Here is a 26246-nt window from a genome sequence, read left to right as displayed (position 1 = left end):
CGCTAGCGTTTCGCAACGGGAGAGAATCCCGAAACAAGAACCATTGCGTTTCACGGGGGAATTGGGCTGTAACGCCCCTGTGCGAACACGCGAAAATAAGCAACAGGGGAGGGCTCATGGACGAGGACGACTGCGGTTTCCTGCCGCTTTCGAAGCGGGAGCTCAGCGCTTTAGGGCTGAGTATCCGGACGGCAAAGAGCAAAGCGGAAGTGACGCGCATCCTGCAGGGGTACGAGCTGTCCGAAGAAGACTTCGAGAAGGGCTTCCCGTACCTGATGAAGGTGGTCCGGGACCTGCCCCCCGACACGGCCGACCGCACACCCTGACACCCCCGCCGTCATGTCCTCATCAGCGCCTGCACCAGGGAAGACGGCCCCTCGAAGGCTCTCTTCGACACCCCGGCGCACCCACACCGACACGGGCCGGTCCCGACAGCCGGCGGCCGGCCCGTCCCTCACCGCCCACCTCATGTCCCAGGAGCCCAGAACAGTGCCGTCCTCGTCCTCCGCAGTCATCGAAACCGTTCTCGAGCAGTCCGCCCGCGTCCTCCAGACTTATGCCGTGGACCCCGGCCTCGTGGCCGAGCACGCCAACGGCGAACGCCGTATCACACAGGGCGGATACGGTGACCGGCAGCTTTTCGAACTCGTCCAGAACGCGGCCGACGAAATCGCGGACGAACCCGGAGGGACAATCCACGTCGTCCTCACGGGCAGCCATTTGTACTGCGCGAACGAGGGCAACCCGGTGACCCCGGAAGGCGCGGAGACGATTCTTCGAATGAGCATGTCGAAGAAGCGCGGCGGTCAGATCGGGCGTTTCGGAGTCGGCGTGAAGTCCGTTCTCGTGGTGACGGACACCCCCGAATTCTTCAGCAGCAGCGGCAGCTTCGGATTCAACCGGGCCTGGTCCTACGAGAGGATCAAATCCGTGCCCGGTGTGACGGCGCGCTACGGCCCGGATTTCGACGCCCCCGTCCTGCGCATGGCCCGCCCTCTCGACATGCAGGCGGAACGCGCCGCCGACCCCGTGCTCGACGAGCTGCTCGCCTGGGCGACCACGGTCGTCCGACTCCCCCTGCTCCCGAAGGCCGACGAGCGGCTGGCCCGGGACATGCACGGCGCCAGAGGCAAGGACCACGGCGAACCCCGAGAGGAGTTCCCGATCGGCTTCCAGCTCTTCTCGCCGCACGTGGCGAAGGTCGTGCTGGAGGACCGCCGACCCAGGCCCGCGGCTCGCCGGACACTGACCGCCGACCGGTCCGGCAACCTGCACACCGTGGTCGAGGAGCGCACCGACAAGGCCTCCACCACCGAGCGGTGGCGCGTCTTCACGGTCACACACGAGCCCGGTCCCGCGGCCCGCGGCGACGCCGGAGAGCTGCACGACCGCATCACACTCGACCTGTCCTGGGGCGTCCCCGCCCTGGAGAGGGATCCGGAGAGCGGCCTGTACGTCAGCCCGCGCTCACGCGGTCGCGGCAAGTTCTGGTCCTTCTTCCCGACCAAGTACGAGATGTCGCTGAGCGGCATCCTGAACGGCGCCTGGAAGACCAACGAGGACCGCCAGAACCTGCTCGACTCCTCGGCCTTCAACCAGGACATGATCAGAAGGTCGGCGCAGCTGGTCGTCGACTCCCTTCCCGCCCTGGCTCCCGCCGAGGACCCGGCCGCCTACCTGCCGCTGCTCCCGGGTCGTGTCAAGGAAGCCATCAGCTGGGCCGACGAATTCCTGACCCGTGAGATCTGGATGCGGGCCGGCCGCTGCCCGTCACTGCCCGATCAGGACGGTGTCCTGCGCGTCCCCACAGCGCTTCGCGTCCATCCACGGCTCGACAAGGACCCCCGGAAGCTGTCCCGTTGGCTGCGGATGTGGCACGAGTGCCCGGACCGCCCCACCGACTGGCTGCATCCGAGCGTCGAGGCCGACAGCCTGCGCTCCGGAAAGGTCGAGCACATCCTCGCCGCGGCCGGGCACGGGCGGGCCGAGGTCCGTGAATGGCTGGAGGCTCTGGTGGAGCGCGGCACGCCGCAGGCGTCGGCCGTGGCCGTCCGCATCCTCGCGGACATGATCGAGCAGGGCTCCCCCTTCGCCGAGGAGGCGCGGAAGGCCCGCATCGTGCTCACCGAGGAGCACGGTCTCGTCGCCCCGGTGCACGGCAAGGTGTTCCGCCGTGCCGACCAGGACGGGCTGCGCGAGTCCACGGTGTACGTGGTCGCCGATCTGGCGCAGGACCCGTCGCTGGCGCACGCCCTGAACGTTCTCGGCATCCGCGAGGCCGATGCCGAGGGCCGCTTCATCAGCGTCCTCGACCGGGGCTTCGAGCACTATTCCGATTCGGACTGGCTGCGGTTCTGGGAGCTCTTCCGCCGGGCAGGCGTCCGACGACTGGCTCACAAGGTCCTGGAACGGGTGCCCGAGCCCCGTTCGACGCTCCGTGTGCGGACCGCCGACAAGCGGTTCCGACCGATCGAGGACTGCATGCTGCCCGGTGTCGTGGTCGACGCCGAGCGCGACCCCGAGGTGGCCGTCGACATGCACTTCCACTCCGACGACACCTTCTTCTTCTCCCAGGTCGGCTTGCGGGACCGGCCGGCCGGTGGGATTCAGCCGCAGGCGGGCGAGGAATGGTTCGAGGAGTACCGCGCGGCCGTCCACTCCTCCTACCTGCGCACTCTGGACAACAGCGCTCCACGACCCGCGCTGAACCGGGTGAAGGTCGAGGGCGCCGCGATCGGTGGCCCGCTCCACCTCTTCCGCGCCCTCTCGTCGGAGTCCCGTGCCCGCTTCCTGAAGGAACTGCCCGACGACGCCGTGGTGGCCAACTGGACACGTCAGATCGGCGCCCAGACCGGCACCCGGCAGGCGGTGACGTCCCCGATCCGATGGATGCTGCGGAAGTACGGCACGGTCGCCACGTCGAAGGGCGTCAAGCCGCTCTCGGAAGCCGTCGGCCCCCAGCTCGACGCGTACCGCGACGTGCTGCCCGTCGCCGACATCTCCGCCGAGAAGGCCCGCAGGCTGCGTCTTCCCGGCACGGTCGAGGAAGTTCCCGCCGACCGGTGGAACACGCTCCTGGAGGAAGTGTCCCGCAGCGAGGACGACGTGTTCGTCGGCACCACCTACGTGATGTTGACCCGGTTCGGTGCCGACTTCCCCGAGGACTTCCTGACGCGTTGCCGGATCGGCGACGCGTGGGGCACCCGCCCCGACGACGAGATCACCGTCGCGGTCGGTGAGGTCGAGTACCGGGCCCTGCGCGCCGAGCAGATCCCGGCGCTGCTCGTGCCGACCGCCGGGGACGCCGAACTGATGGTCGAGAAGTGGGGGATGCTGCGCTACTCCGAGGTGATCAGTCGGGAGACCCGCGAAGTGGCGGAGGGCGACCCCGTGCCACTGGTCGAGCTGTTCCCCGCCCTGCGGCAGCGGCTGAACAGCGCCAACCGGAACAGCATGGTGCAGCGGTGCACCGAGTTGGAGGAGGTCACTCGTACCCCCAACGGCACCCAGACCTCCCCCTTGGACGCGGTACGCCAGGACAGCACCGTCAAGGTACGCGTGCCTCTGGAACCCGAACCGATGCTGCGGCTGATCGACCGGGAACTGGGCCTCGGCCTCGGCGCGGTCGGCTGCCGTGCGGTGCTGGAGCACCAGGAGCGCATGGCCCGCGACACCGAGCTGAAGGCGGCACGGAAGGCCGTGCGTGAGGCGAAGGACGTCGTGACCAAGATCGAGTTGCTGATCGGTGCGGACGCCCTCAGGGCAGGCCTCCCGGAGGGGTTGATGGAGGCAGAACTACAGGCGAACGGCGGTGTGGAGCCGTCCCCTCGTCGCATCGCCCAGATGGCGTTCAACGCACACGGCGACGGCGTGCTCAAGGAGCACGCCCGCGACATCCAGGCCCGCTTCCCCGACGCTCCGATGTCGTACGCGGGTTCGTCGTCAGCCATCGGGTTCGTCTCGGACCTGAAGCTGCCGATCACGTTCGCCGGTTCGCGGACTCCGTCACCGCCCCCGTTCGAGACCGTGGAGGGCCCGCGGGACTTTCCCGGCCTGCACGACTACCAGGAGGATTTGGTCCGCAACATCTCCACCATGCTCGACCGGCTGGCCCCGCAGCGTGGCATGCTGTCGCTGCCGACCGGCGCGGGCAAGACGCGGGTCACCGCCGAGGCCGTCATCCGCTGGGTCAAGCGGGTCGGCGATCTCAAGGGTCCGTTGCTGTGGATCGCGCAGACCGAAGAACTGTGCGAACAGGCAGTCCAGAGCTGGAAGTTCGTGTGGAGCAAGGTCGGTGCGGAACGGCCGCTCACCATCAGCCGCCTGTGGAACAGCAACGAGGTCGGGAACGTCGTCGACCACCCCCACCTGGTGGTCGCCATCGACGCCAAGCTGGAGAGGTGCCTGGGCACCGACCAGTACGCGTGGTTGCGCGAGGCCGCGCTGGTGATCGTGGACGAGGCTCACACCGCCATCTCGAAGCGCTACACAGAGATCCTGAGCCTGCTGGGACTCACCCAGTACGAGACCCGCCGGCATCTGCTCGGGCTGACCGCCACCCCGTTCCGCAACACCAATGAGGACGAAACCCGCCGGCTGATCAATCGCTTCGGCAACAGGCGGCTCGACGAGGGGGTCTTCCCGTCCGGCGACCCCTACCGTGACCTGCAGAACTGGGGCATGCTCGCCCAGGTGGAGCACCGGACGCTCGAAGGCGGCCGGATCGAGCTGAGCCGGGACGAGAAGACGCACGCCGAGCGCATGGCGGTGCTGTCCCGCGCCGCCGAGCAGCGACTCGCGGACGACCACGAGCGCAGCCGGCGCATCGTCGAATCGGTGGCAGAACTTCCGAAGGACTGGCCCACGTTGTTGTTCGCGACCTCCGTGGACCACGCCAAGTATCTGGCAGCCATGCTGAACGACCAAGGGGTGCCGTCCGCCGCCGTGGACTCGACGACCAGCGCGCAGGACCGTCGCACCCGCATCGAGAACTTTCGATACGGTCGCATTCGCGTCCTCACGAACTACGGTGTTCTCACCCAGGGGTTCGACGCCCCGTCGACCCGTGTCGTGGTCGTCGCGCGGCCGGTCTTCAGCAGGAACGTCTACCAGCAGATGATCGGTCGTGGTCTGCGCGGCCCCAGGAACGGCGGCAAGGACACCTGCCTGATCCTCAACGTCAGTGACAACATCGCCAACTTCGACACCCAGCTCGCGTTCAACCAGTTCGAGCACCTCTGGAGCCGCACGTGACCGACGTCTACCTCGACAGCCCTCCGCTCACGGCCGAGCAGCGGGCCGTGGTCGAGCAGCCCTGGGACGCGCGCGTCCTGGTCACCGCGGGCGCCGGGGCGGGCAAGACGCACACCCTGGTGCGCAGGCTGGACGCGCTGTGCGGTCACGAGGACCCCGACGAGGCGCTGGAGGCATCGGACATCCTCGTGCTCACCTTCTCGCGAGCCGCCGCTCGTGAGTTGCGCGAACGCATCACGCGGCACGGGGAGCGGGCCCGCCGGGTGCGCGCCCAGACCTTCGACGCGTGGGCGTACGGGGTGCTGGCACAGGCCTGTCCGGATCGGGAGTGGGGTGGCGTCTCCTTCGACGAGCGGATCCGCGCCGCGACCGAAGCGGTCGAGAAGGGCGCGCTGGAGGCAGGCGACTCCGTGCCGCCCGCCCACGTGATGATCGACGAGGTGCAGGACCTGCTGGGCGACCGGCGGGAACTGGTGGAGGCGTTGCTCGACCGCTACCAGGACAGTTGCGGCTTCACCGTGGTGGGCGACGCAGCCCAGTCCGTCTACGGCTTCCAGATCGAGGATCGGGAAGAACGCGACGCCGAGACCGGCCGGTTCTTCGAGTGGCTGCGGTACTCGTTCCCCGACGACTTGGTCGAACTGCGCCTCACGGAGAACTTCCGGGCCGTCACCACGGAGGCGCGGCTCGCTCTGCCGTACGGTCCCCGACTCCAGCGGGTCCGGGAAGCGGACGAGGCGACTGGGCTCTACGACGAGCTGCGCGACCTGCTCCTCGACCCGGTGAACGCGCACGGCGACCTCACCGACGAGTACACGCTGCAGGGTCTGCGGGATCTCGACGACACCTGTGCGATCCTCACCCGCGACAACCGGCAGGCGCTGGTGGTGTCGCAGCTCCTCCACGAGAACGGCGTCGAACACCGACTGCGCCGTCCCCTGGAGGAGCGGCCGGTGCCCTATTGGGTGGCCGAGCTGCTGCGCCGTACCGAGGCCAACGGTCTGACCGAGGACCGGTTCCGGTCGCTGCTCGCGGAGATACCGCTGCCCTACGAACCGAACCCGGCCGCCCTGTGGACCGTACTGCGGCGCGCCACGCGCTCGCCCGGCCGCACCGCGCTCGACCTGACCAGACTGCGCCGCCTGGTCGGCGACGGCCGGTTCCCCGACGAGGCGGCCGACCCGGAGACCGCACGGGTCGTCGTCTCCACCGTGCACCGCGCCAAGGGCCTGGAATTCGACCGGGTGATCGTGCTGACACCCCCGGCCGTCCCCGAGCTGAACAAGCACTACAAGGACGAACTCGACCTCCCCGCCGAAGCCCGAGCGTTGTACGTGGCGATGACACGCGCCCGACGAGACCTCTATCACATGAGTTCTCCCGAGCTGCCCCTGTTCCGAAGAGCGGGCAGTCGGAAGAACGGCCGACGCTACATCGGCGGATGGCGGTCGTACGACAGGTACGGGATCGTCGCGGAGGCCGGCGACATCTGCCGGGACGTCCCGCCCGGCCACGCGTCGGACGCCGTGGCGACCCAGGAGTATCTCCTGGAGCGGGTCCGCCCGGGGCACGAGGTGGTCCTGCGCAGGCGCCACGACCTGCCGATGGGGGAGGCCCAGAGCCCGCCGTACGCACTGATCCACGAAGGGCGTGAGATCGGAGAGGCGTCGGAGCGGTTCCGGACGGGGTTGTTCCAGGTACAGAAGGTCAACCGGACGTGGGACCCGTGGTGGCCCGACGAGATCCACGGCCTGCGGATCGACACTCTGGAGACCGTGGCGGGCGGTGTCGCCGCCGGCGCCAACGCCGGCCTCGGCGACCGAGGGGTGTGGATCGCGCCCCGGATGACCGGTATCGGCATGTTTCGACGCGCTGAAGACAACGAGGAGCAGGGCGCATGACGTACGGGGCAGGTCGGCACTCCGAGCACTACCGGGTGCGGGACGAGGAACTACTCGTGGGACTACGTCGTGAACTCTTCGGCCCCGCCGAGGACGCCACGCCGGAGGAGCGGGCCGAGATTCTCGCCCAGGACGCGCCGATCGACCGTTATCTGACCGGCGTGCTGTACCCGCGTGCCTCCAAGGAGCGGAAGAGCGAGGACTCCGCCGAACAGGACGGCCCGGACGCTGCTCCGTTGCCCGCTCGTAGGGATGCCGAGGAGGCCGGCGGCACCGAGGATCTGGGCGTCTCGGGAGACAGACGGCCCTCTTCCATGGGGCTGACGTTCGCAGTCGCCTCGGAGACGAGCACGATCGTGGTCTCCACGCGTGCCGCGGTATACGAGCCCACCGACGCCGAGGGCAATCCGATCCCGGCGCGCCGCGCCGAGGCCCGGACCACCGCCGAACAGCGGGAGCGGTGGCACCGCAAGGAACTGGACCTCCCCGACGTCCCGATCGACGTCACCACCCCCGTCGGCGACATGCGGGTGGATCTCGACGACAGGGCGCAACTGCGTGTCGTCGTCCGCCGCCCCGACCCCGGCACGGGAACGGTCACGATCACGGTGACGCTGGTCAACAAGCAGAAGGTCGGCGAATGGGACCTCCAGGACGCCTTCGCCCTGTTCCAGTGCGGCATGAGGGTCCGGGCCGCCGACGGTTCCAGCGCGATCGTCGAGCGTCCCGCCCCGACCGCCGCGCACGACCCCGAGATCGCCACCAGCCGGCTGCTGCACCGCCACGCCCCGACCTTCGCCGTCGGACACGGCTGCGCCGCCGCGTGGGACTGGGTGCCCTCGCCCATAGGGATGACCGAAGCCCGCGACGCCGCAGTCCACGAGGTGCGCACCGAGTTCGTGCCCAGCGTGGAGGTGCTGCTGACCGATTCCAACCCGGAGATCGACAGCTCGTCGCTGTCCATGCTGGGCCTGGCCGAGAAGTCCGACGCCGAGGTGCTGGCGGCATTGGAGACACTCGCCACGGGCTACGAGGACTGGATCGCCCGCAAGTCGGCCGAGGCGGACGCTCTGGTGGGCGGCCCGCACGAGAGACCCGCGCGGGACCGGGTGAAGGCCTGCCGCGAGGCGCTCGGCCGGATCCGTGAGGGCATCGGGCTGCTGCGGGACAAGCCCGATCTGATGAGGGCTTTCCGGCTCGCCAACCGCGCCATGGCCGACCAGCGTGCGCGCAGCGCCTGGGTGAAGGGCGGACGCGTCGGCAGCCCCGATCCGGCAGCCGGTCGCTGGCGGCCGTTCCAGATCGCCTTTCTGCTGCTCTGCCTGGCCGGCATCGACGACCCGAAACACGACGACAGGAAGATCTCCGACCTCCTGTGGTTCCCCACCGGTGGTGGCAAGACGGAGGCGTACCTCGGGCTGATCGCCCTGACGTCCTTCCTGCGCCGCATCCGCAAGGGGCCGCGCGGCGGCGGTGTCACCGTCCTCATGCGCTACACGCTCCGGCTGCTCACCCTGCAGCAGTTCGAGCGTGCGGCGATCCTGCTCTGTGCCATGGAGCACATGCGGCGACGCACGCCCGAGCTGGGCGACGAGGAGTTCTCCGTCGGCATGTGGGTGGGCCGCTCGGCCACGCCCAACACGCTGGCGGAGGCCGCCGCCAGACTCGACGAGCTGCGCACCGACCTCGACAAGCGGCTCGCCACCGAGAACCCCGTCCAGTTGCATGCCTGTCCCTGGTGCGGGACCCGCCTCGACGCACGGAACTACGAGGTCGACGAGGTGGCCCAGCGGATGTACATCCGCTGCCCCGGCGGGGACTGCGACTTCGCCGACGGACTGCCCGTCCACCTGATCGACCAGGCGGTCTACGACGCGCGCCCGACGCTCGTGATCGCCACCGTCGACAAGTTCGCCTCGATGCCTTGGCGCCCGGCGACGTCCGCGCTCTTCAACCGCGACGACCCGGACGACGGCACCCCTCCCCCCGAGCTGATCGTCCAGGACGAACTCCATCTGATCTCCGGTCCGTTGGGCACGCTCACGGGCCTGTACGAAACGGCGGTGGACGCGCTGGCCGACCACCCCAAGGTGATCGCCTCGACAGCGACCATCCGGCGAGCGGCCGACCAGGGCCGCCGCCTCTTCGACCGTGACGTGCGACAGTTCCCGCCCGCCGGCCTTGACGCGCGCGACTCGTGGTTCGCCGTGGAGACTCCGCGCGAGGAGAAGGCCAGCCGACGCTACGTAGGTCTTCTGGCCCCCGGCACCAGCCAGGCCACGCTGCTCATCCGTACGTACGCCACACTGTTGCACCGGGCCCTGCACGCCGACACCGACGACAAGGTGCGCGACGCGTACTGGAGTCTCGTCGGTTACTTCAACAGTCTGCGGCTGTTGTCCGCGGCCGAACTCCAGGTCCACGACGACGTCGTGGCCTATCTGGAAGTCCTCGCCGAGCGCGAGGGCGTCACGGTTCGCCAGATCGCCAACTACTCGGAGCTGACCAGCCGCATCGACGCCAGCGAGATCCCCACGCGCCTCAAAGGCATCGAGAAGCGGCTCCCCGACGAGGACACCGTGGACGTGCTGCTCGCCACCAACATGATCGCGGTGGGCGTTGACGTGGACCGGCTGGGTCTGATGGCCGTGATGGGCCAGCCACAGACGACCGCCGAGTACATCCAGGCCACGAGCCGTGTCGGGCGCGCCCATCCCGGTCTGGTCGCCGTGATGCTCAACTCCGCTCGCGCACGGGACCGTTCTCACTACGAGAACTTCCAGCACTACCACTCGGCTCTCTACCGCGAGGTCGAGTCCACGTCCGTGACCCCGTTCTCCGCCCGTGCCCGCGAACGGGGCCTGCACGCGGTGATCGTCGCCCTCGCCCGCATCCTGGTCCCCGAGGCCCGCCCGAACGATGGCGCCGGCAGGATCCAGGCCTACGAGGGCGTCCTTCGCGGGCGCATCAAGAAGCTGCTGCTGGAGCGCGTCCGCGCGGTGACTCCGGAGGAGGCCGCCAGCGTGGAGAAGGACTTCGACGAGTTCGTCGACTGGTGGCTCGAGGAGGCCGACATCCACAACAAGCTGCTCTTCGAACCGCAGAAGGGCAGCCGTGCGCCCGCACTCCTGAGGCCGTACGACGACGATTCCACCGAGCCGTACCGCACGCTGTGGAGCCTGCGCGACGTCGACGCCGAGTCCGCCCTGTTCATGGAGGGAACCCGATGACCCCGCCGCCCGCGAGACGCCGCCGGACCGGAGCGAACGGCTCGACGCCCGCCCACAACCTGCCGCGGCGCGGCGCCGTCCGGCGCGCCCAGGCGATCACCACGTACGGCGTCGGCTCGCTCGTCGCCGTCGATCACGAGTCCTTCATCGTCTCGGGACTGGACGAGGCCGACCGCAGCTGGAACGACCGCGAGGCACCCCGCATCCACGAGCGGCGCCTGGAACGGCTGCTCGGGGTCGATCACTTCCGTCTGCCGCCGGCGTCCGACGACGACAGCAATGACGGTCTGCGGGTGCGCCGCTTCCCCTTGATGCATTCCTGCCCCGAATGCAACGAGCTGCAGAGGCATCGGGACTTCGCTCCACCGCCCGGTAGAAGCGTCTGCGGCACGTGCGAGGCGGACCTCGTCCCGTCCCGCTTCGTCGTCGCCTGCGAGGCCGGACACCTCGACGAGTTCCCCTACTGGCAGTGGGTGCATCGCTCGTCCGACCGTGGATCGGGGGTGTCCGGGGGGTGTGGGGGCAGGCTCAGGATGCGCACCTCCGGGCGTACCTCCTCGCTCCGCTCGATCCTCGTCTCCTGCACCTGCGGGAAGGTGCCCGAGGTCTCGATGGAAGGTTCCTTCCGCAGAAGCGCGTTGAAGGATCTCGGGCTCACGTGCCGCGGCACCCGTCCCTGGCTCGGCGCTTCCCTCCCGGCCCAGAAGTGCGGGCGTCCCCTGCGGACGTTGCAGCGCGGTTCCTCCTCGGTGTGGCAGCCGGTGCTGAAGTCGGCGCTCTCCATCCCGCCGTGGAGCAGCGGCCGCGCGGATCCGCTGGCGGAGCACTGGGAGGCTCTTCGCCACCTCGAGAACCGTGAGCACATCGGCATCTATCTGCAGGGCGCGTTCAAGGGTCGGTGTCCGCTCTCGCTCGACGAGGTGATGACCCTGCTCGACGCGGAACGCGAGGAGGAGGCCGAGGGAGACGCGGCCAAGTCCTTCGACCACCGCTACCGCGCCCTGCGCAACAAGGAGTACGAACGCCTGCGCGCCGGCAACGACGAGAGCGAGCACTCCCGTGACGAGCAGTTCGTCTGCGAGACCCCACTCGGTGACCGGAGCGTGCTCGAACCGCTGGGTGTCACCGGCCCGATGCTGGTCAAGAAGCTGCGCGAGGTGCGGGCCCTGAAGGCCTTCACCCGGCTCGTCGACGCCGAGTCGACGACCGACGCGAAGGAGATGGCGCTCTCCGAGAAGCCCCTGCGCTGGTTGCCGGCCATGGAGGTCCGTGGCGAGGGCGTCTTCCTCCGCCTGGACGAGGAGCGACTGAGCGCATGGGAGAAGCAGGCCGCGGTGGTGGACCGGGGCGAGCGCATGCGCGGCGCCCATCAGCGGATGCTCGATCAGCGGGCCGACGATCCCACCCGGGCCGTGGCGTCCCCGGCTACCCCACGCCTTGTGCTGCTGCACACCCTCGCGCATGTCCTCATCAACGAATGGAGTCTGGAGTCCGGTTACCCGGCCGCGTCCCTGCGAGAGCGGCTGTACGCCGACGACGAGATGGCAGGCGTGCTCGTGTACACGGCGACGAGCGACTCGGCCGGCAGCCTCGGTGGACTGGTCGCGCAGGGCGAGCCGGAGCGCCTCAGCGAGACGATCCGTTCGGCCGTACGTCGCGCCGAGTGGTGTTCCGCGGACCCCCTATGTCTAGAGGCCGAGACGTCCGGCGCCGACGGGACCAACCTGGCCGCCTGTCACGCGTGCGTGATGCTCCCGGAGACGAGCTGCGAGCACAACAACATCCTGCTCGACCGCGCGCTGCTCGTCGGCACGCCGGACGATCCCGAGGTGGGCTTCTTCCGAAGGGCGCTCACCCCAGGGGGATGAGTGGCGCGAGGGCGGGGCAGCAGGAACCGGGCCGCCCCGCCCTCCCGCACACTGGGGCACGCTTCGATCTCCTGACCGGAGCTTCTGTCACGAAGGCCGTCGCGAGGGCTCACTCCGACGAACGATGCCCGATCCCGGTGCGGTCTACGCCGTCGCCGCCAGTTCCGCGCGGCCGAAGAGGAGGGCGTAGCCGGGCGGGAGCTGGTTCAGGACGCGGGTCGTCAGGTCCTCGCCGATCCGGTCCGCGAGGACGCTCAGGACCGAGCTGACGTCCCAGCGTGCCGTCGCCGGGGTCGAGCCGTCGATGCGGGTCGCCACCGACTCGACGAACTCACGGGCGGTGAGCGGGTGGGTCGCCGGGATCTGGGAGGCGATCACCCGGCCCGCCTCCAGGGGGAGCGCCTGGGCCAGGGCCACGCGTTCCTCGCCGGTCACATGGCCGCCCAGGGCCGAGAGGACGATCCGTGTGACGCTCTCCGCCTCCGCCCTCGTCGGGTACTGGCCCGCCTCACGCACCGCCTCGGTCAGCTCCAGCCAGCCGGCGTCCTCGACCGCGCCCCTGACGTCGGCGCGGGGGCGCAGGGACGGGGCGGGTGCGGGAATGGTCGTTCTGGGCTGCGGGGTCGTCACGGTCATCGTGCTGGCTCCTCCTCCGGGACACTTCGGGGCACCGAGAGCCCGGTACCCCGTAATGCAGCGGGCATGAGCGGGAGTTCGGCCAATGTGCGGCATGAGGTGTGTGCGGCACCGGTGCGGCGTGCGGCGAGGGCGCGGCGTGCGGCGGCCGGCGCGGCGTGCGGCGCCGGTGGCCCGTGCGGCGCGGCGCCGGTGCCGGCTCGGTGCCGCGGGCAGGCGACCGTGTCCCGGGCCCCGCTCGGGCCACGGGACGCGTCGGTGCGGTCGGCGGCAGATCGGCGGCGGGTCGGCGGCGGCCACGGCGGCGGGGACCGCTTCGGCGGTCGGTCCGGGGCCGCCGTCTTCCGTCGGGTTCCGACGGCCGGGCGGGCGGCCCGTCGTCAGCCGCTGATCTGCTTGCGTCCTTCGCCGCCGCCGCTGATCTGGATGCGGCGCGGCTTGGCCTGTTCGGCCACCGGGATGCGCAGGGTCAGGACGCCGGCGTCGTACGAGGCGTCGATGCGGTCGGTGTCGAGGGTCTCGCCCAGGAACAGCTGGCGGGTGAAGGTACCCGTGGGCCGCTCGGCGACCAGCATCTCGGCGTCCTCGGGAGCGGGGCTGCGCCGCTCGGCGCGGACGTTGAGGACGTTGCGCTCGACGTCCAGCTCGATCGTCTCGGGGTCGATGCCGGGCAGGTCGAAGTGGACGAGGAACTCGTCACCGGACCGGTAGGCGTCCATCGGCATCGCGGACGGCCGGGCGTTGGCGCCGAAGACCTGCTGCGCGAGTCGGTCGAAATCGCGGAACGGGTCGGTGCGCATGAGCATCACAGGTCACTCCTCTCCTCGGGGGCTGGAATGCGATGCCCTTCGACTTCTTATATAACTCTCCGCTGGAAACTTGACAAGCCTCGACTCAGGTTCGTTTCGTCCGGTTGTCGGCGCGTTAACCTCGGCCCAGACCCGCGCGTGCCGCACAGGAGGCAGACATGGCCAGGATCCCCAGCTCGATCGTCGCCGCGACCGGACTCGTCGGCGGCTACGGCGTCGCCCGCTGGACGAGGAAGCGGCAGCTCGGCGGGGCCGTCCTGGCCGTCGCCGGCGCCGCCGCGGCACAGCAGTGGCGCAGGCGGGCCGGCGGGCCGGCCGCGGGTGCGCTGACCGCCGCGTACGTCGCCGCCTTCGCCGGATCCCACCCGCTCGCCAAGAAGGTCGGCGCCTGGCCGTCCGTCCTGGGCGTGGCCGGGGCCGTGGCCCTCGCCTCCTGGGCCGTGGCCGACCGCAAGGCGTAGACCGGCGGGGCGATCCCCGGGGCGCACCCCGCGTCCAGCCCACCCCGCGTCCGGCCACCCCGCGTCCAGCGCACCCCGCACCCGGCCATCCCGCATCCGGCACCGACGCACGACGCCGCCCGCGGGCCGCCCGCGCCCCTACGACGCCCTCTCGGCTCCCGCCCGGAACGCCCGCCGGTACGCCTGCGGGCTCGTCCCCGCCACCTTCCGGAAGCGTTCCCGGAAGGCCGTGGGCGAGCCGAACCCCACCCGGGCGGCGATCCGTTCCACCGGATGGTCCGTCGCCTCCAGGAGGTACTGCGCGCGCCGCACCCGCGCCCGGTGCAGCCACTGCAGCGGTGTCGTGCCGGTCTGCTCGCGGAACCGGCGGTTGAGGGTGCGCGCGCTCATGCCGGCCCGCGCCGCGATCTCGTCCAGGGTGTGGTCGCGGTCGCAGTGCTCCTCGAGCCAGGCCAGCAGGGGCTCCAGGGTCGCGCCCGCCGGAGCCGGGGGCAGGTCGTGGACGATGAACTGGGCCTGCCCGCCCTCCCGTTCCAACGGCATCACCGACATCCGGGCCGCGTGTGCGGCGACCGCCGAGCCGAAGTCCTTGCGGATCATGTGCAGGCACATGTCCAGGGCCGCCGCGGCGCCGGCGGAGGTGAGGAACTGGCCGTTGTCGACGTAGAGGACGTTCGGGTCGACGGTCACCTCGGGGTGCCGTTCGGCCAGGCGCGTGGCCGCGGCCCAGTGGGTCGTCGCGCGCAGGCCGTCCAGCAGGCCCGTCGCCGCCAGGAGGAACGCGCCCACGCAGATCGACGCGATGCGCGTGCCGTTCGCCGCGGCCTCGCGCAGGGCCTGCGCGACTGCCCCGGGCAGCGCCTCGGGGGGTTCCGCGACGCCCGGCAGCACGATCGTGCCAGCGTCCGCGAGTGCGTCGAGGCCGTACGGCGCCCGCACGGTGAAGGCTCCCGCGCCGACCTCCTCCCGCACCGAGCACACCTTCACCCGGTACGGCGTCCGGCCGTCGGGCAGCCGCGCCCGGCCGAAGGTGTCGACGGGGGCGGACAGGTCGAACGGGATGACCCCGTCCAGCGCGAGCACGGCGACGGTGTGCATGGCAGGAACCTAGCCGTACGACGGCCTGCCGCCAACCGCGTCCAGCAGCACGGGGGGACGGCGGGCCCTGGCCGTACGGCTGGCGAGAATCCGTTGGTTGCTGGCAGTCCCGCCACTTCTGGGCGGCCGCCGCCGCCCGTACCGTCCCCGCGTGAACAAGTTCCTGCTGACCGTCCACGTGCTCGCCGCGATCCTCGCCATCGGCCCCGTCGCCGTCGCCGCCAGCATGTTCCCGCCCGCCGCGCGCCGCGCGCTCGCCGCACCGCAGGACGAGAGCGCCGCCGCGACGCTCCGGCTGCTGCACCGGATCTGCCGGGTCTACGCCGTCGTCGGCGTCGTCGTCCCGGTCTTCGGCTTCGCCACGGCGAGCGGGATGGGCGTCCTCGGCAGCGCGTGGCTGATCGCGTCGATCGTGCTGACGGCCCTCGCCGCCGTCGTCCTGGCCGCGCTGGTGCTGCCCGCGCAGACCGCGCTCCTCGAGGAAGCGGCCGCAACGGCCCGGGCGACGTCCCCCGGGCAGACCCCGTCCCCCGGACACGCCACGCTCCGCGAGGAAGCCGCCGGAACCGACCGCACCGCGCCGGCCGCCCGTACGGCCGGGCCCGCCCGGCCTCCGCTCCGCCGCGGGGCGGCGGGGGCCGGGCGGGCCGCGCGGCTCGCCATGTTCACCGGGATGTTCAACCTGCTGTGGGCCACGGTGACGGTTCTGATGATCGTCCGGCCGGGCTCCACCACGGGCGCCTGACCGTCACGGCCTGCTCGCCGCCGGCGGCGCCGAGGGACCGCGGCCGGTGCCGGACGGCCGGGCGTTCTTCGCCGCCGCCTTGGCCCGGCCGGCCACCGCCGTCAGCGGGCGGGCGACGTCCTCCAGGGAGCGGCGCTCGGCGCTGACCGCGAGGGCCGCCGCGACGAGCCCGGCCGCGCACATCAGCGCCGCGCCGATCGAGAAGGCGAGGACCGTGTCGCCGACCCGGCCCGTGCCCGTCAGGTCGGCGAACAGCAGCGGGCCGCTGATGCCGCCGGCTGCGGTGCCGAGGGCGTAGAAGAAGGCGATGGACATCGCCCGGGTCTCCATCGGGAAGATCTCCGAGACCGTGAGGTAGGCGCTGGAGGCGCCCGCGGAGGCGAAGAACAGCACGGCGCACCAGCAGGCCGTCAGCGTGCCGGCGCCCAGGGAGCCCCGGTCGAACAGCCAGGCCGTGCCGAACAGGAGCAGACCGGACAGGAGGTAGGTCGAGGAGATCATGATCCTGCGGCCGACCGTGTCGAACAGCTTGCCCAGCACCAGCGGGCCGAAGAAGTTGCCGACCGCGATCACGGCGAAGTAGTAGCCGGTGCGGTCGGAGGGCACGTCGAAGAACTTGGTCAGGATCGCGCCGAAGCCGAAGGTGATGGCGTTGTAGAGGAACGCCTGGCCGATGAAGAGGGAGAAGCCCAGCACGGCGCGCTTGCGGTACCGGCCGAAGACCGTGCGGGCGATCTCCAGGAAGGTCACGTTCTCGCGCCGGCGGATCTCCAGTTCGCCCTCGGGGTCGGGGAGCGGCTCGCCTCGTTCGGCCTCGATCGTGCGCTCGATGTCCGAGACGATCTCCTCGGCCTCACGGTCCCGGCCGTGGATCAGCAGCCAGCGGGGGCTCTCCGGCACGTGCCGCCGGACCAGCAGGATGACCAGGGCGAGCACGGCGCCGAGCGCGAAGGTGAGGCGCCAGCCGACGTTCCTGGCCAGCAGGTCGGTGTCGAGGGCGACGATCGACAGCAGGGAGCCGCCGACCGCGCCGAGCCAGAAGCTGCCGTTGATGATCAGGTCCACCCGGCCGCGGTAGTCCGCCGGGATCAGCTCGTCGATCGCGGAGTTGATCGCCGCGTACTCGCCGCCGATGCCGAAGCCGGTGAGGAAGCGGAACAGCAGGAACCACCAGGCCTCCCACGAGACGGCCGTCAGCGCCGTCGCCGCGAGATACACCGCCAGGGTGATCATGAAGAGGTTCTTCCGGCCGAAGCGGTCGGTCAGCCGGCCCCAGAAGAGGGCCCCCAGGCAGGCGCCCGCGACGTACAGCGCGGCGGCGATGCCGGTGATCTGCCCGGAGGTGATCGACAGCCCGCTGCCGGGCTCCGCCAGACGGCCGGCGATGTTGCCGACGACCGTGACCTCCAGGCCGTCCAGGATCCAGACGGTGCCCAGGCCGATCACGATCGTCCAGTGCCACCGGGACCAGGGCAGGCGGTCCAGCCGGGCGGGAATGGTGGTGGTGATGGTCCGGCCGGTCTCGGCCTGCGCTGTGCTCATGGGCTCCCTCCTCCTCGAAGGCGGGTTATCGGGTGCCCTGGCCGCGCCGGAACAGTCCGCTCACGCTCCCAGCCCGCGGGAGACCGCGTAGATCAGCAGGCCCGCCAGGGAGCCCACCACCGTGCCGTTGATCCGGATGAACTGCAGGTCGCGGCCGATGTGCGCCTCGATCTTGCGGGTGGTGTGCTCGGCGTCCCAGCCCGCCACCGTGTCGGTGATCAGCGAGGTGATCTCCTTGCGGTAGGTCGTGACCACGTGCACCGCCGCGCCCTCCACCCAGCTGTCGACCTTGTTCTGCATCTTCGGCTCGGTCGCCATCCGCGTGCCCAGCGACAGCAGCGCGCGCCGCACCCGCAGCCGCAGCTCGCTGCGCTCGTCCTCCGCCGCCGTGACGATCATCGACCGTACGGCCGTCCACGCGGACGCGATCAGGTCCTGCACCTCGCCCCGGCGCAGCACCTCGGTCTTGAGCCGCTCCACCCGCGCCCGGGTGTCCGTGTCGGACTGCAGGTCGGCGGCGAAGTCGGTGAGGAAACGGTCCAGCGCGCCCCGGGCCGGGTGCGAGGGCATGTCCCGCATCTCGGTGACGAACCGCAGCAGCTCCTTGTAGACCCGCTCGCCGACCTTCCGGTCCACGAACCGCGGGGTCCAGCCCGGCGCACCGCCCTCCACCGCCACCATCACGTCGTCCCGGTGCACCACCAGCCAGTCCTGCGCCCGGGACACCACCAGGTCCACCACCCGCCGGTGCCCGCCGTCGGCGACGATCTTCTCCAGCATGGTGCCGAGGCCCGGCGCGATCTCCTGGGCGTCGGCCCGCCGGGTGACGGCCTCACCGACCACCGCCTGCACGTCCGCGTCCCGCAGCACGGTCAGCGCGCCGCGCAGCGCGGTCGCCAGCTCCGCCGTCACCCGGTCGGCGTGCTCCGGTTCGGCCAGCCAGGCCCCGAGCCGGCTGCCGATGCCGACCGTGCGCAGCCGCTGCCGTACGACGTCCTCGGACAGGAAGTTCTCGCCGACGAACTCGCCCAGCGAGACGCCCAGCTGGTCCTTCTTGGTGGGGATGATCGCTGTGTGCGGGATGGGCAGGCCGAGCGGATGCCGGAACAGGGCGGTGACGGCGAACCAGTCGGCGAGCGCGCCCACCATGCCCGCCTCGGCCGCCGCCGCCACGTAGTCCGTCCACGCCCCGGCCCCCGCGTGCCCGGCCGTCTTCGCCAGGACGTAGATCACGGCGACCGCCAGCAGCATGCCCGTCGCCGTGAGCTTCATCCGCCGCACCCCGCGCCGGCGCTCCTCGTCGGCCGGGGTGAACGCCGTCATGGTCCGGTACGACGCGCCCCGCCCCGGCGTTCCCGTCTCGGTAGGTTCCATCAGCTCCATCCGTTCGGTGATCCCGCCCACAATTGTCCCTTCCTGACCGACATCAGGAACGCAGCGGCCGTTCCGGGCGTCTGTCTGGAGGGGGTTTTCCCGACAGGGTCCTGTCGGACCTCCCCGGCCCATGACGCATCATGGGTGCACAAGATCGGAGCCTCGGGCTCCCATCTCCCGAGGAGAACAACACCAGCGTGACCAAGCGTCATGGTTATGCCGTCCTGAGCGCACTCGCCGCCCTGGTCGTGGCCCTGTCCGCCGGCATCTACGTCACCGTCGCGGCCGGCGACCCGGCCCCCGGCGGCACCTTCGCCGACAACCGCCCGCACCGCGGCCCCGCCGACCCCGCCTCCACCCGCACCTGGGTCGGCGCCTGGGCCACCGCCCCGGTGGGCGGCGAACCCGGCACCGAGGCGGCCGGCCTCGCGGGGCGTTCGGTCCGCAACGTCGTCCACACCTCCGCCGGCGGTACGGGTGCCCGCATCACGCTGTCCAATCTCTACGGCCGCACACCGCTGACCATCACCCACGCCACGCTCGCCCTCGCGGCCGGCGACGGCACCGCCGCGGCCGACGCGGGAACGATGCGCCGCCTCACCTTCGGCGGCAGCGCCGGCGTGGTCGTCCCCGCGGGCGGGCAGACCGTCAGCGACGCCGTGCGCCTCGCCGTGCCGCGCGACAGCGACGTCCTGGTCACCACCTACTCCCCCACCCCCTCCGGCCCGGTCACCTACCACCGCCACGCCCGCCAGGTGTCCTATCTGGCCACCGGCGACCGCACCGAGGACGCCACCGGGATCCCGTACACCGGGCGCACCCCGTTCTGGCGGTACGTGACCGCCCTGGACGTCCTCAGCGACGAGGCCGAGGGCACCGTCGTCGTCTTCGGCGACTCCATCACCGACGGCATCACCTCCACCCCCGGCGCCAACCACCGCTGGCCCGACCTGCTGGCCGGCCGGCTGCGCGGCGCGCTGGTGCGGGGGCAGCGCCTGCCGCGCTACAGCGTCGTCAACGAGGGCATCAGCGGCAACCAGGTGCTCGCCGACGGCCCCGGCCGGCCCGCCGCGAACCAGAGCGGACTCGGCCGCTTCCGCCGCGACGCCCTCTCCCGCCCCAACGTCAAGGTCGTCGTCGTCGACCTCGGCGTCAACGACATCCTGCGCGGCCGCCGGCCGGCCGCCGACCGCATCGTCGCCGGTCTGCGCACCCTCGTGCGCGAGGCGCACGCCCGCGGCCTGAAGGTCGTCGGCGCCACCCTGATGCCCTTCGAGGGGCACCGCGGCTGCACGCCGGCCCGGGAGGCCGTGCGGCAGCAGGTCAACGCGCGCATCCGGGCCGGGGGCGTGTACGACGCGGTCGTCGACTTCGACCGGGCCCTCCGGGACCCGTACGCCCCCCGCCGGCTGCGTCCCGCGTACGACTCCGGCGACCATCTGCACCCCAGCGACCTGGGCTTCGCGAGGATGGCCGAGGTCTTCGACCTGCGCACGCTGAAGGGCGCGGAGCAGGCGCGGCTGTAGCCGGGGCGGGGCCGGGCGGCGGGGCGGTGAATACTGGCGGGCATGACCCGCTTGATCCTCGCCACCCGCAACACCGGAAAGATCACCGAGCTGAGGGCGATCCTCGCCGACGCCGGGCTGCCCCACGAACTGGTCGGCGCGGACGCCTTCCCGGACGTCCCCGACGTCCGGGAGACCGGCGTCACCTTCGCCGAGAACGCGCTGCTCAAGGCCCACGCCCTCGCCCGGGCCACCGGGCTGCCCGCGATCGCCGACGACTCCGGGCTGTGCGTCGACGTCCTGAACGGCGCCCCCGGCATCTTCTCCGCCCGCTGGGCGGGCCGCCACGGCGACGACCGGGCCAACCTGGAACTGCTGCTGGCGCAGCTGTCGGACATCGGCGACGAGCACCGGGGCGCGCACTTCGCGTGCGCGGCGGCGCTGGCGCTGCCCGACGGCACGGAGCGGGTGGTCGAGGGGCGGCTCAGGGGCGTGCTGCGCCGGGAGCCGGCCGGGACGGGCGGCTTCGGCTACGACCCCGTCCTCCAGCCGGAGGGCGAGACGCGGACGTGCGCCGAGCTGTCCCCCGAGGAGAAGAACGCGATCAGCCACCGGGGCAAGGCGTTCCGGGCGCTGGTGCCGGTGGTGCGGGAGCTGCTGGGCTGAACTGCGGTGCGGCCGGAGGGACTCGAACCCTCACGGGAGTTACCCACTGGGACCTAAACCCAGCGTGACTGCCAATTCCACCACGGCCGCCTGATGCTGCCCGGCCATGCTAGCGGCCGGGCAGCGCGTTCAGATGCCCAGATCCTTGATGATCTTTGCCACGTGGCCGGTGGCCTTCACGTTGTACAGGGCGCGCTCGACCCTGCCCTCCTCGTCCACCACGACCGTGGAGCGAATGACGCCGACGACCGTCTTGCCGTACAGCTTCTTCTCGCCGAAGGCGCCGTAGGCCTCCAGCGCCCGCTTGTCGGGGTCGGCGAGGAGGGTCACCTTCAGCGACTCCTTCTCGCGGAACTTCGCGAGTTTCTCCGGCTTGTCGGGGGAGATGCCGATGACGTCGTAGCCGGCGGAGGCCAGGACCTCCAGGTTGTCGGTGAAGTCGCAGGCCTGCTTGGTGCAGCCGGGGGTCAGGGCGGCCGGGTAGAAGTAGACGATGACCTTGCGGCCCCTGTGGTCCGACAAGGACACCTCGTTGCCGTCGGCGTCGGGGAGGGTGAAGGCGGGGGCAACGTCCCCGGGCTGGAGTCGCTCGCTCATCGGACCAGCGTAACCGGGGGGCCTTGCGGTGCGGCGCGGCCCCGAGCTGACAGACTGTCCGGAAGAGCATCAGCAGACTTCGGCAGACTTCGGAGGCCGTACGGTGGCGGACACGGCGGACACCAGAACCCCGGCGCAGATCGAGGCGGACATCAGGCGCCGCCGCGAAGTGCTGGCCGAGACGCTCGACGAGATCGGGGTGCGGGTGCACCCGAAGACGATCGCCGGGGATGCGAAGGCCAAGGTCGTCGCCCACGTCGATCACACGGTCGGACGGGCGTACGTGCAGGTCAACCGAGTGGTGAGCGAGGTGCGGGCGCGGTTCGTGGACGACGAGGGCGCTCCTCGTCTGGAGCGGGTCGTGCCCGTCGCGCTGGTCGTCGTGGGGGTCGTGGGGCTGCTGGCCCTCGGGTCCCGCCGGCGCAGGGGCTGAAGCGCGCGGCGACCCGGCCGCGTACGGATCGGGTGAAGGCAGGTAGGTTCGAGGCGTGAGCGCCAACAGAAACGAGCACAGCACTCCCCATCACGACAAGCTGCCCATCCGGATGCTGCATGACCGGGTCCTGGTCAAGCAGGAGACGGGCGAGGGCGAGCGGCGGACGGGGGGCGGCATCCTGATTCCCGCCACCGCGGCGGTCGGGCGACGGCTGGCCTGGGCCGAGGTCGTCGCGGTCGGCCAGAACGTACGCACGGTGGAGCCCGGCGACCGCGTCCTGTTCGACCCGGAGGACCGGGCCGAGGTCGAGGTGCGGGGCGTGGCGTACGTGCTCATGCGCGAGCGTGACCTGCACGCCGTCGCCGCGGACCGGTTCGAGGGGTCGGAGGACTCCACGGGCCTGTACCTCTGACGCCCGGGACATCCGCAGCGTCCGCAGCGTCCGGGACGTCCGGGGTCTCCGGCGCGATCCGGGTGTTCCGGGACGTCCGGGTCTCCGGGGCGTCGAAGGCGCGGACGGCACCGGGCGACGACGCGCGGGAGGGCCGGTGACCAGGTCACCGGCCCTCCTTGTCGTGTCTTCGCCGCTCCCGGGGCGTCAGGTGCCGGGGCCGCCCTGAGGCCCCGTGACCGTGCCCGTGGTGCCGCCGGTGTCGGCCCCTCCGCCGGTGGCCGCGCCGCCGCCCGGGGTCCCGCCGCCGGTCGTGCCGCCGCCCGGGGCGCCGCCGCCGTCGGCCGCGCCCCCGCCGGTCACGTCGCCGGTGGTGGGCCCGCCGGTGGTGTTCGTCCCGCCGGTGGCGGGCGACCCGGTGGTGGCCGTCCCCCCGGTGGCGGGGGCGCCGGTGGCGCCGCCGTCGGTCGGGGTGGCGCTCGCGCCGCCGTCCTCGTCGCCGTCGTCGGCGGGGGTGTCGCCGGTGTCCTCGTCGCCGTCGGCGCCGGGCTCGGACGGAGCGGCGGAGACGGGCGGCTCGGGCTGGTCGGCGCCGGCCTCCAGCTCGAGGTCGAAGTCGGCGGCCGGCTTGCCCTTCAGCGCCTCGCGCGTGTACTGCGCCCAGATCTGGGTGGGCGGGCCGCCGCCGTTCATGCGGGGCTGGCCGAGGGCGCCGTACAGCGGCTTCTGCGCCGCCGTGACCGGGTCCTGGCCCATCACGGCGACCACGGTGGCCAGGTCGGGGGTGTAGCCCGCGAACCAGGCGGCCTTGTCGCTCTCGGCGGTGCCGGTCTTGCCGGCCGCCGGACGGCCCGCGGCCTGCGCGGCGGTGGCGGTGCCGCTCTCGACCACGCTCTGCAGCACGGACGTGGTGGTGTCGGCGGCCTCCCGGCTGACGGCCTGCTTCATCGCCTGCCCGGGCAGCTCGATCTCCTGGGTGCCGTCCTTGGTGATCTTCTGGACCAGCGTGTACGTGCCGTGCTTGCCGTGGTTGGCGAGCGTCGCGTAGGCCTGCGCCATGTCCAGGACGCTGGCGGTGGCGGTGCCGAGGGCGATCGACGGGTACGGCTGCAGGTCCGGGGTGGTGGCGGGGACGCCGAGGTCGACGGCGGTCTGCTTGACCTTGGCCGGGCCCACGTCCACGGCCATCTGCGCGTACACGGAGTTCACCGACAGGTCCGTGGCCTTGCGGACGGTGATGTCGCCGTACGACCGCTGGTCCTCGTTCTCCGGGGCGTAGGCGCCGCCGCTCCAGCCCTGGACCGGGCGCTGGTTGGTGCCGTCGTAGACGGTGTTCGGGGTGATCCTGCGGCCGTCCTGGGTGGTCGAGCCGTTCTCCACCGCGGAGGTGAACACGAACGGCTTGAACGTCGAACCGACCTGGAAGTCACCGCGGGTCGCGCCGTTGGTGTACTGCTTCACGTAGTCGATGCCGCCGTACATCGCCACGACCTTGCCGGTCTTCGGGTCGACGGAGGCGCCGCCGGCCCGGACGTAGGTGTCCGCCTTGCGGTTCTCCTTGTCCAGCTTGGACATGAGCTGGTCGTCGACCGCCTTGACGAAGGCGTCCTGCCGGTCCTTCTGGATGGTGGTGGTGATGCGGTAGCCGCCGGCCGCCAGGTGGTCGGAGTCGATGATGTTGTGGGAGGTCAGGTACTGCTTGACCGCCTCCACGAGGTAGCCGCGCTGGCCGGACAGGCCGGTGGAGATCGTCTGCTCCTTCGGCATCGGGAACTCCATGCCGGTGCGCTTCGCCTCGCTGAGCCAGCCCTTCTTGACCATGCCGTCCAGCACGTAGTTCCAGCGGGCCAGGGCGGCCTTCTTGTTCTCCGGGTGGGCCACGACGTCGAACTCGCTGGGCGCGTTGACGAGCGCGGCGAGGTAGGCGGCGCGGGCCGGGTCCAGGTCCGCGGCGTCCCGGCCGTAGTAGGCCTGGGCGGCGGCCTGGATGCCGTAGGCGTTGCGGCCGAAGTAGCTGGTGTTCAGGTAGCCCTCGAGGATCTGGTCCTTGGACTTGTTCTGGTCCAGCTTGATCGCGATGAAGAACTCCTTGGCCTTGCGGGTGACCGTCTGCTCCTGGGCCAGGTAGTAGTTCTTCACGTACTGCTGGGTGATCGTCGACCCGGACTGCTTGCCCTTGCCGGTCGCGGTGTTCCAGGCGGCGCGGATCATCGCCTTGGCGTCCACGGCGGACTCGGTGTAGAAGTCGCGGTCCTCGGCGGCCAGGATGGCGTGCTGGGCGTCCTTGGACACCTGGGCGAGGCTGACCTTCTCGCGGTTGACCTTGCCGTCGCGGGCCAGCTGGGAGCCGTCGGCGTAGAGGTAGACGTTGCTCTGCTTGGTGGCGAACGCGTTGGCCGGCGGGATCTTCACCAGCGAGTAGCCGAGGAAGAACAGACCGGCGAGCAGGAGGACGCCGACGAGGAAGGCGCCGGACACCATCCGCCAGGTGGGCAGGAGCCGCCGCCACCCGGTGCGCCGGGGCCGCTTGCCGTCGCCGCCGGCCTTGCCTTCGCCCTTGCCCTTCCCCTCGCCCCCGGCGGCGCCGGCCGCGGCGGCGAGGACGGTGGTCTCGGGCTCGGGCGACCCCGGCGTGCCCGCGCCACCGGCGCCCCCCGAGACCGCGGGGCGGTCCTGGGAACCGCCGCCGCCGGCGCCGGCCGCGCGGGCGGCACGGGCGGCACGCGCGGCGGCCGGGGAGGTCGGGACGGCGGCGCCCGCGGCGGCGGCCGGGGAGCCCTGAGCCGCACCGGCCGCGCTCGCTCCGGCGGCGGCGCCCGCGCCACCTGCGGCGCCGGCCGCGCGGGCGGCACGGGCGGCACGCGCGGCGGCCGGGGAGCCCTTGGACGGGGCGGCGGCGCCGGTGGGTTCACCGGGGGCGGACGTGGCGCCGGACCCGGGAGCCTCCGCGGCGCCGGCCGCGTCGGCGGGGGCGCCGGCGGGCTGGGAACGGTTCCGGCCGCCCGGCCGGGGCGCGGACTTTGACGGGTCCGACGGGGAAGCCCCCGCCTCCGCGCCGCCGCCCGGCTCACCTCGACGCGGCGCGCCGACGCGCCGGAGCACCTGCGTGGTCTCGGGCGCGTGCTCCGTCCGGGCGGCGGGCACCTGGGCGCCGCCGGCCGTCCTGCCGGCCTCCTCAGCGCTGCCCGCGGCCTTGCCGGAGGTACCGGCGGCGCGGGCCGCGTCACCGGTCCCGGCCTGGCGGCCGGTCTCGCCGGACCGGGGCGCGGGCGCGGATCGGGCCGGGGAGCCCTGGGACGGGGTGATGCGGCGGAGCACCTGGGTGCTCTCGGCCGACGGAGCCTCCTGCGGGGCGAGCGGGGTCCCGGAGGCGCCCTTCCCGTCCTCGCCGGGGCGCTTGCCGCCCGCCGGGCCACCGCCGGAGGCCGGGGCGCCGGCAGACGCCGGAGCACGGCCGGACGCGGCCTCGGCACCGCGGGACGCGGCACGGTCACCGGACGCCGGGCCGCCGCCCGCGGCACCCGGCTCTTCGGTCCGCGCCCCGGCCGCCTGGCGGGCACGCGCCACGGAAGCCGTACGGTCCCGCGCCGGGCCGGAGTCCGGCCGGGACGCGGAGTCGCCCGCGCCGGGCTCCTCCCCGGCCGCCCGGCCGGAATTGCGCCCGGACGCACCCGGCGCGCCGGCCCGGCCGCCCCGGGGCCCGGCGCCCGCGGGCCGCCCGGCCCCCTCGGGCC

18 protein-coding genes and 1 tRNA gene are annotated in these 26246 nt (G+C 72.0%); 11 read left to right on the top strand and 8 right to left on the bottom strand.

The genetic code is table 11. The features are described from left to right. Positions 1 to 116: 116 nt before the first annotated feature. From ABZ261_RS07280 to ABZ261_RS07260, 5 genes are all read left to right on the top strand, one after another. Positions 117 to 326: a hypothetical protein gene (locus ABZ261_RS07280; RefSeq protein WP_356856237.1), complete on the top strand. Its 210-nt coding sequence runs from the start codon at positions 117 to 119 to the stop codon at positions 324 to 326. 142 nt (positions 327 to 468) lie between these two features. Next, complete coding sequence (locus tag ABZ261_RS07275) at positions 469 to 5253, top strand: DEAD/DEAH box helicase (protein ID WP_356856235.1); 4785 nt, start codon at positions 469 to 471, stop codon at positions 5251 to 5253. Continuing rightward, positions 5250 to 7154: a UvrD-helicase domain-containing protein gene (locus ABZ261_RS07270; RefSeq protein ID WP_356856233.1), complete on the top strand. Its 1905-nt coding sequence runs from the start codon at positions 5250 to 5252 to the stop codon at positions 7152 to 7154. The genes ABZ261_RS07275 and ABZ261_RS07270 overlap by 4 nt, the downstream gene beginning before the upstream one ends. Further along, positions 7151 to 10384: a helicase-related protein gene (locus ABZ261_RS07265; RefSeq protein WP_356856231.1), complete on the top strand. Its 3234-nt coding sequence runs from the start codon at positions 7151 to 7153 to the stop codon at positions 10382 to 10384. Before ABZ261_RS07270 ends, ABZ261_RS07265 begins: the two co-directional genes overlap by 4 nt. Further along, positions 10381 to 12252, top strand: a complete 1872-nt coding sequence (locus ABZ261_RS07260) for a DUF1998 domain-containing protein (RefSeq protein WP_356856229.1) — start codon at positions 10381 to 10383, stop codon at positions 12250 to 12252. Before ABZ261_RS07265 ends, ABZ261_RS07260 begins: the two co-directional genes overlap by 4 nt. A 144-nt stretch (positions 12253 to 12396) precedes the next feature. Here the strand turns inward: ABZ261_RS07260 and ABZ261_RS07255 are convergent, their stop codons facing one another. Together ABZ261_RS07255 and ABZ261_RS07250 are read right to left on the bottom strand one after the other, a co-directional pair. Next, a complete protein-coding gene (locus ABZ261_RS07255) occupies positions 12397 to 12888 on the bottom strand; it encodes a DUF2267 domain-containing protein (RefSeq protein WP_356856227.1) in 492 nt (163 codons plus the stop codon). A gap of 380 nt (positions 12889 to 13268) precedes the next feature. Next, positions 13269 to 13694 (bottom strand): Hsp20/alpha crystallin family protein, encoded by a 426-nt coding sequence (locus ABZ261_RS07250; protein ID WP_356856225.1) that lies wholly within the window; start codon positions 13692 to 13694, stop codon positions 13269 to 13271. Positions 13695 to 13855: 161 nt separating this feature from the next. Between ABZ261_RS07250 and ABZ261_RS07245 the strand changes: the two genes are divergently transcribed. After that, the gene (locus ABZ261_RS07245) at positions 13856 to 14158 is read left to right on the top strand and encodes a hypothetical protein (RefSeq protein WP_356856223.1); all 303 of its coding nucleotides are present in this window, start codon (positions 13856 to 13858) and stop codon (positions 14156 to 14158) included. A 138-nt stretch (positions 14159 to 14296) separates the two neighbouring features. Here ABZ261_RS07245 and ABZ261_RS07240 read toward each other — a convergent pair whose 3' ends face one another. Continuing rightward, entirely contained in the window at positions 14297 to 15256 is a 960-nt protein-coding gene (locus ABZ261_RS07240; RefSeq protein WP_356856220.1) for a helix-turn-helix domain-containing protein, read from the bottom strand. A gap of 151 nt (positions 15257 to 15407) precedes the next feature. Between ABZ261_RS07240 and ABZ261_RS07235 the strand changes: the two genes are divergently transcribed. Continuing rightward, positions 15408 to 16001: a DUF2269 family protein gene (locus ABZ261_RS07235; protein WP_356856217.1), complete on the top strand. Its 594-nt coding sequence runs from the start codon at positions 15408 to 15410 to the stop codon at positions 15999 to 16001. A 3-nt stretch (positions 16002 to 16004) separates the two neighbouring features. On the opposite strand, the gene ABZ261_RS07230 is transcribed toward ABZ261_RS07235, so the two are convergent. Next, a complete protein-coding gene (locus tag ABZ261_RS07230) occupies positions 16005 to 17543 on the bottom strand; it encodes an MFS transporter (RefSeq protein ID WP_356856215.1) in 1539 nt (512 codons plus the stop codon). A gap of 60 nt (positions 17544 to 17603) precedes the next feature. Beyond that, on the bottom strand, positions 17604 to 18917 hold the full coding sequence (locus ABZ261_RS07225) for a DUF445 domain-containing protein (RefSeq protein WP_356856213.1): 1314 nt from the start codon (positions 18915 to 18917) through the stop codon (positions 17604 to 17606). 197 nt (positions 18918 to 19114) lie between these two features. Here ABZ261_RS07225 and ABZ261_RS07220 point away from each other — a divergent pair, with 197 nt between their 5' ends. Beyond that, the gene (locus ABZ261_RS07220) at positions 19115 to 20443 is read left to right on the top strand and encodes an SGNH/GDSL hydrolase family protein (protein ID WP_356856211.1); all 1329 of its coding nucleotides are present in this window, start codon (positions 19115 to 19117) and stop codon (positions 20441 to 20443) included. Positions 20444 to 20485: 42 nt separating this feature from the next. After that, positions 20486 to 21088 carry an RdgB/HAM1 family non-canonical purine NTP pyrophosphatase gene (gene rdgB / locus ABZ261_RS07215; protein ID WP_356856209.1) on the top strand — a complete coding sequence of 201 codons (603 nt, stop codon included), beginning with the start codon at positions 20486 to 20488 and terminating at the stop codon, positions 21086 to 21088. A gap of 7 nt (positions 21089 to 21095) precedes the next feature. Here the strand turns inward: rdgB and ABZ261_RS07210 are convergent. Together ABZ261_RS07210 and bcp are read right to left on the bottom strand one after the other, a co-directional pair. Beyond that, positions 21096 to 21178, bottom strand: a tRNA-Leu gene (locus ABZ261_RS07210). Positions 21179 to 21217: 39 nt separating this feature from the next. Next, positions 21218 to 21685: a thioredoxin-dependent thiol peroxidase gene (gene bcp / locus ABZ261_RS07205; RefSeq protein ID WP_356856207.1), complete on the bottom strand. Its 468-nt coding sequence runs from the start codon at positions 21683 to 21685 to the stop codon at positions 21218 to 21220. 103 nt (positions 21686 to 21788) lie between these two features. Between bcp and ABZ261_RS07200 the strand changes: the two genes are divergently transcribed. Then, positions 21789 to 22118: a DUF3618 domain-containing protein gene (locus ABZ261_RS07200; RefSeq protein WP_356856205.1), complete on the top strand. Its 330-nt coding sequence runs from the start codon at positions 21789 to 21791 to the stop codon at positions 22116 to 22118. 55 nt (positions 22119 to 22173) lie between these two features. Further along, a complete protein-coding gene (locus tag ABZ261_RS07195; RefSeq protein ID WP_356856203.1) occupies positions 22174 to 22533 on the top strand; it encodes a co-chaperone GroES in 360 nt (119 codons plus the stop codon). A gap of 186 nt (positions 22534 to 22719) precedes the next feature. Here ABZ261_RS07195 and ABZ261_RS07190 read toward each other — a convergent pair whose 3' ends face one another. Then, the gene (locus ABZ261_RS07190) at positions 22720 to 25614 is read right to left on the bottom strand and encodes a transglycosylase domain-containing protein (protein ID WP_356856683.1); all 2895 of its coding nucleotides are present in this window, start codon (positions 25612 to 25614) and stop codon (positions 22720 to 22722) included. Positions 25615 to 26246: the final 632 nt, after the last annotated feature.

This window comes from Streptomyces sp. NPDC006193, assembly GCF_040613915.1.
GTDB lineage: Bacteria > Actinomycetota > Actinomycetes > Streptomycetales > Streptomycetaceae > Streptomyces.
This window is presented reverse-complemented; position numbering and strand designations above follow the sequence as displayed.

Bases quoted from the DNA above. Each gene is read 5' to 3' on its own strand.
- ABZ261_RS07280 (WP_356856237.1), top strand. From the start codon at position 117: ATGGACGAGGACGACTGCGGTTTCCTGCCGCTTTCGAAGCGGGAGCTC.
- ABZ261_RS07275 (WP_356856235.1), top strand. From the start codon at position 469: ATGTCCCAGGAGCCCAGAACAGTGCCGTCCTCGTCCTCCGCAGTCATC.
- ABZ261_RS07265 (WP_356856231.1), top strand. From the start codon at position 7,151: ATGACGTACGGGGCAGGTCGGCACTCCGAGCACTACCGGGTGCGGGAC.
- ABZ261_RS07260 (WP_356856229.1), top strand. From the start codon at position 10,381: ATGACCCCGCCGCCCGCGAGACGCCGCCGGACCGGAGCGAACGGCTCG.
- ABZ261_RS07255 (WP_356856227.1), bottom strand. From the start codon at position 12,888: ATGACCGTGACGACCCCGCAGCCCAGAACGACCATTCCCGCACCCGCC.
- ABZ261_RS07250 (WP_356856225.1), bottom strand. From the start codon at position 13,694: ATGCTCATGCGCACCGACCCGTTCCGCGATTTCGACCGACTCGCGCAG.
- ABZ261_RS07245 (WP_356856223.1), top strand. From the start codon at position 13,856: ATGGCCAGGATCCCCAGCTCGATCGTCGCCGCGACCGGACTCGTCGGC.
- ABZ261_RS07240 (WP_356856220.1), bottom strand. From the start codon at position 15,256: ATGCACACCGTCGCCGTGCTCGCGCTGGACGGGGTCATCCCGTTCGAC.
- ABZ261_RS07230 (WP_356856215.1), bottom strand. From the start codon at position 17,543: ATGAGCACAGCGCAGGCCGAGACCGGCCGGACCATCACCACCACCATT.
- ABZ261_RS07225 (WP_356856213.1), bottom strand. From the start codon at position 18,917: ATGGAACCTACCGAGACGGGAACGCCGGGGCGGGGCGCGTCGTACCGG.
- rdgB (WP_356856209.1), top strand. From the start codon at position 20,486: ATGACCCGCTTGATCCTCGCCACCCGCAACACCGGAAAGATCACCGAG.
- bcp (WP_356856207.1), bottom strand. From the start codon at position 21,685: ATGAGCGAGCGACTCCAGCCCGGGGACGTTGCCCCCGCCTTCACCCTC.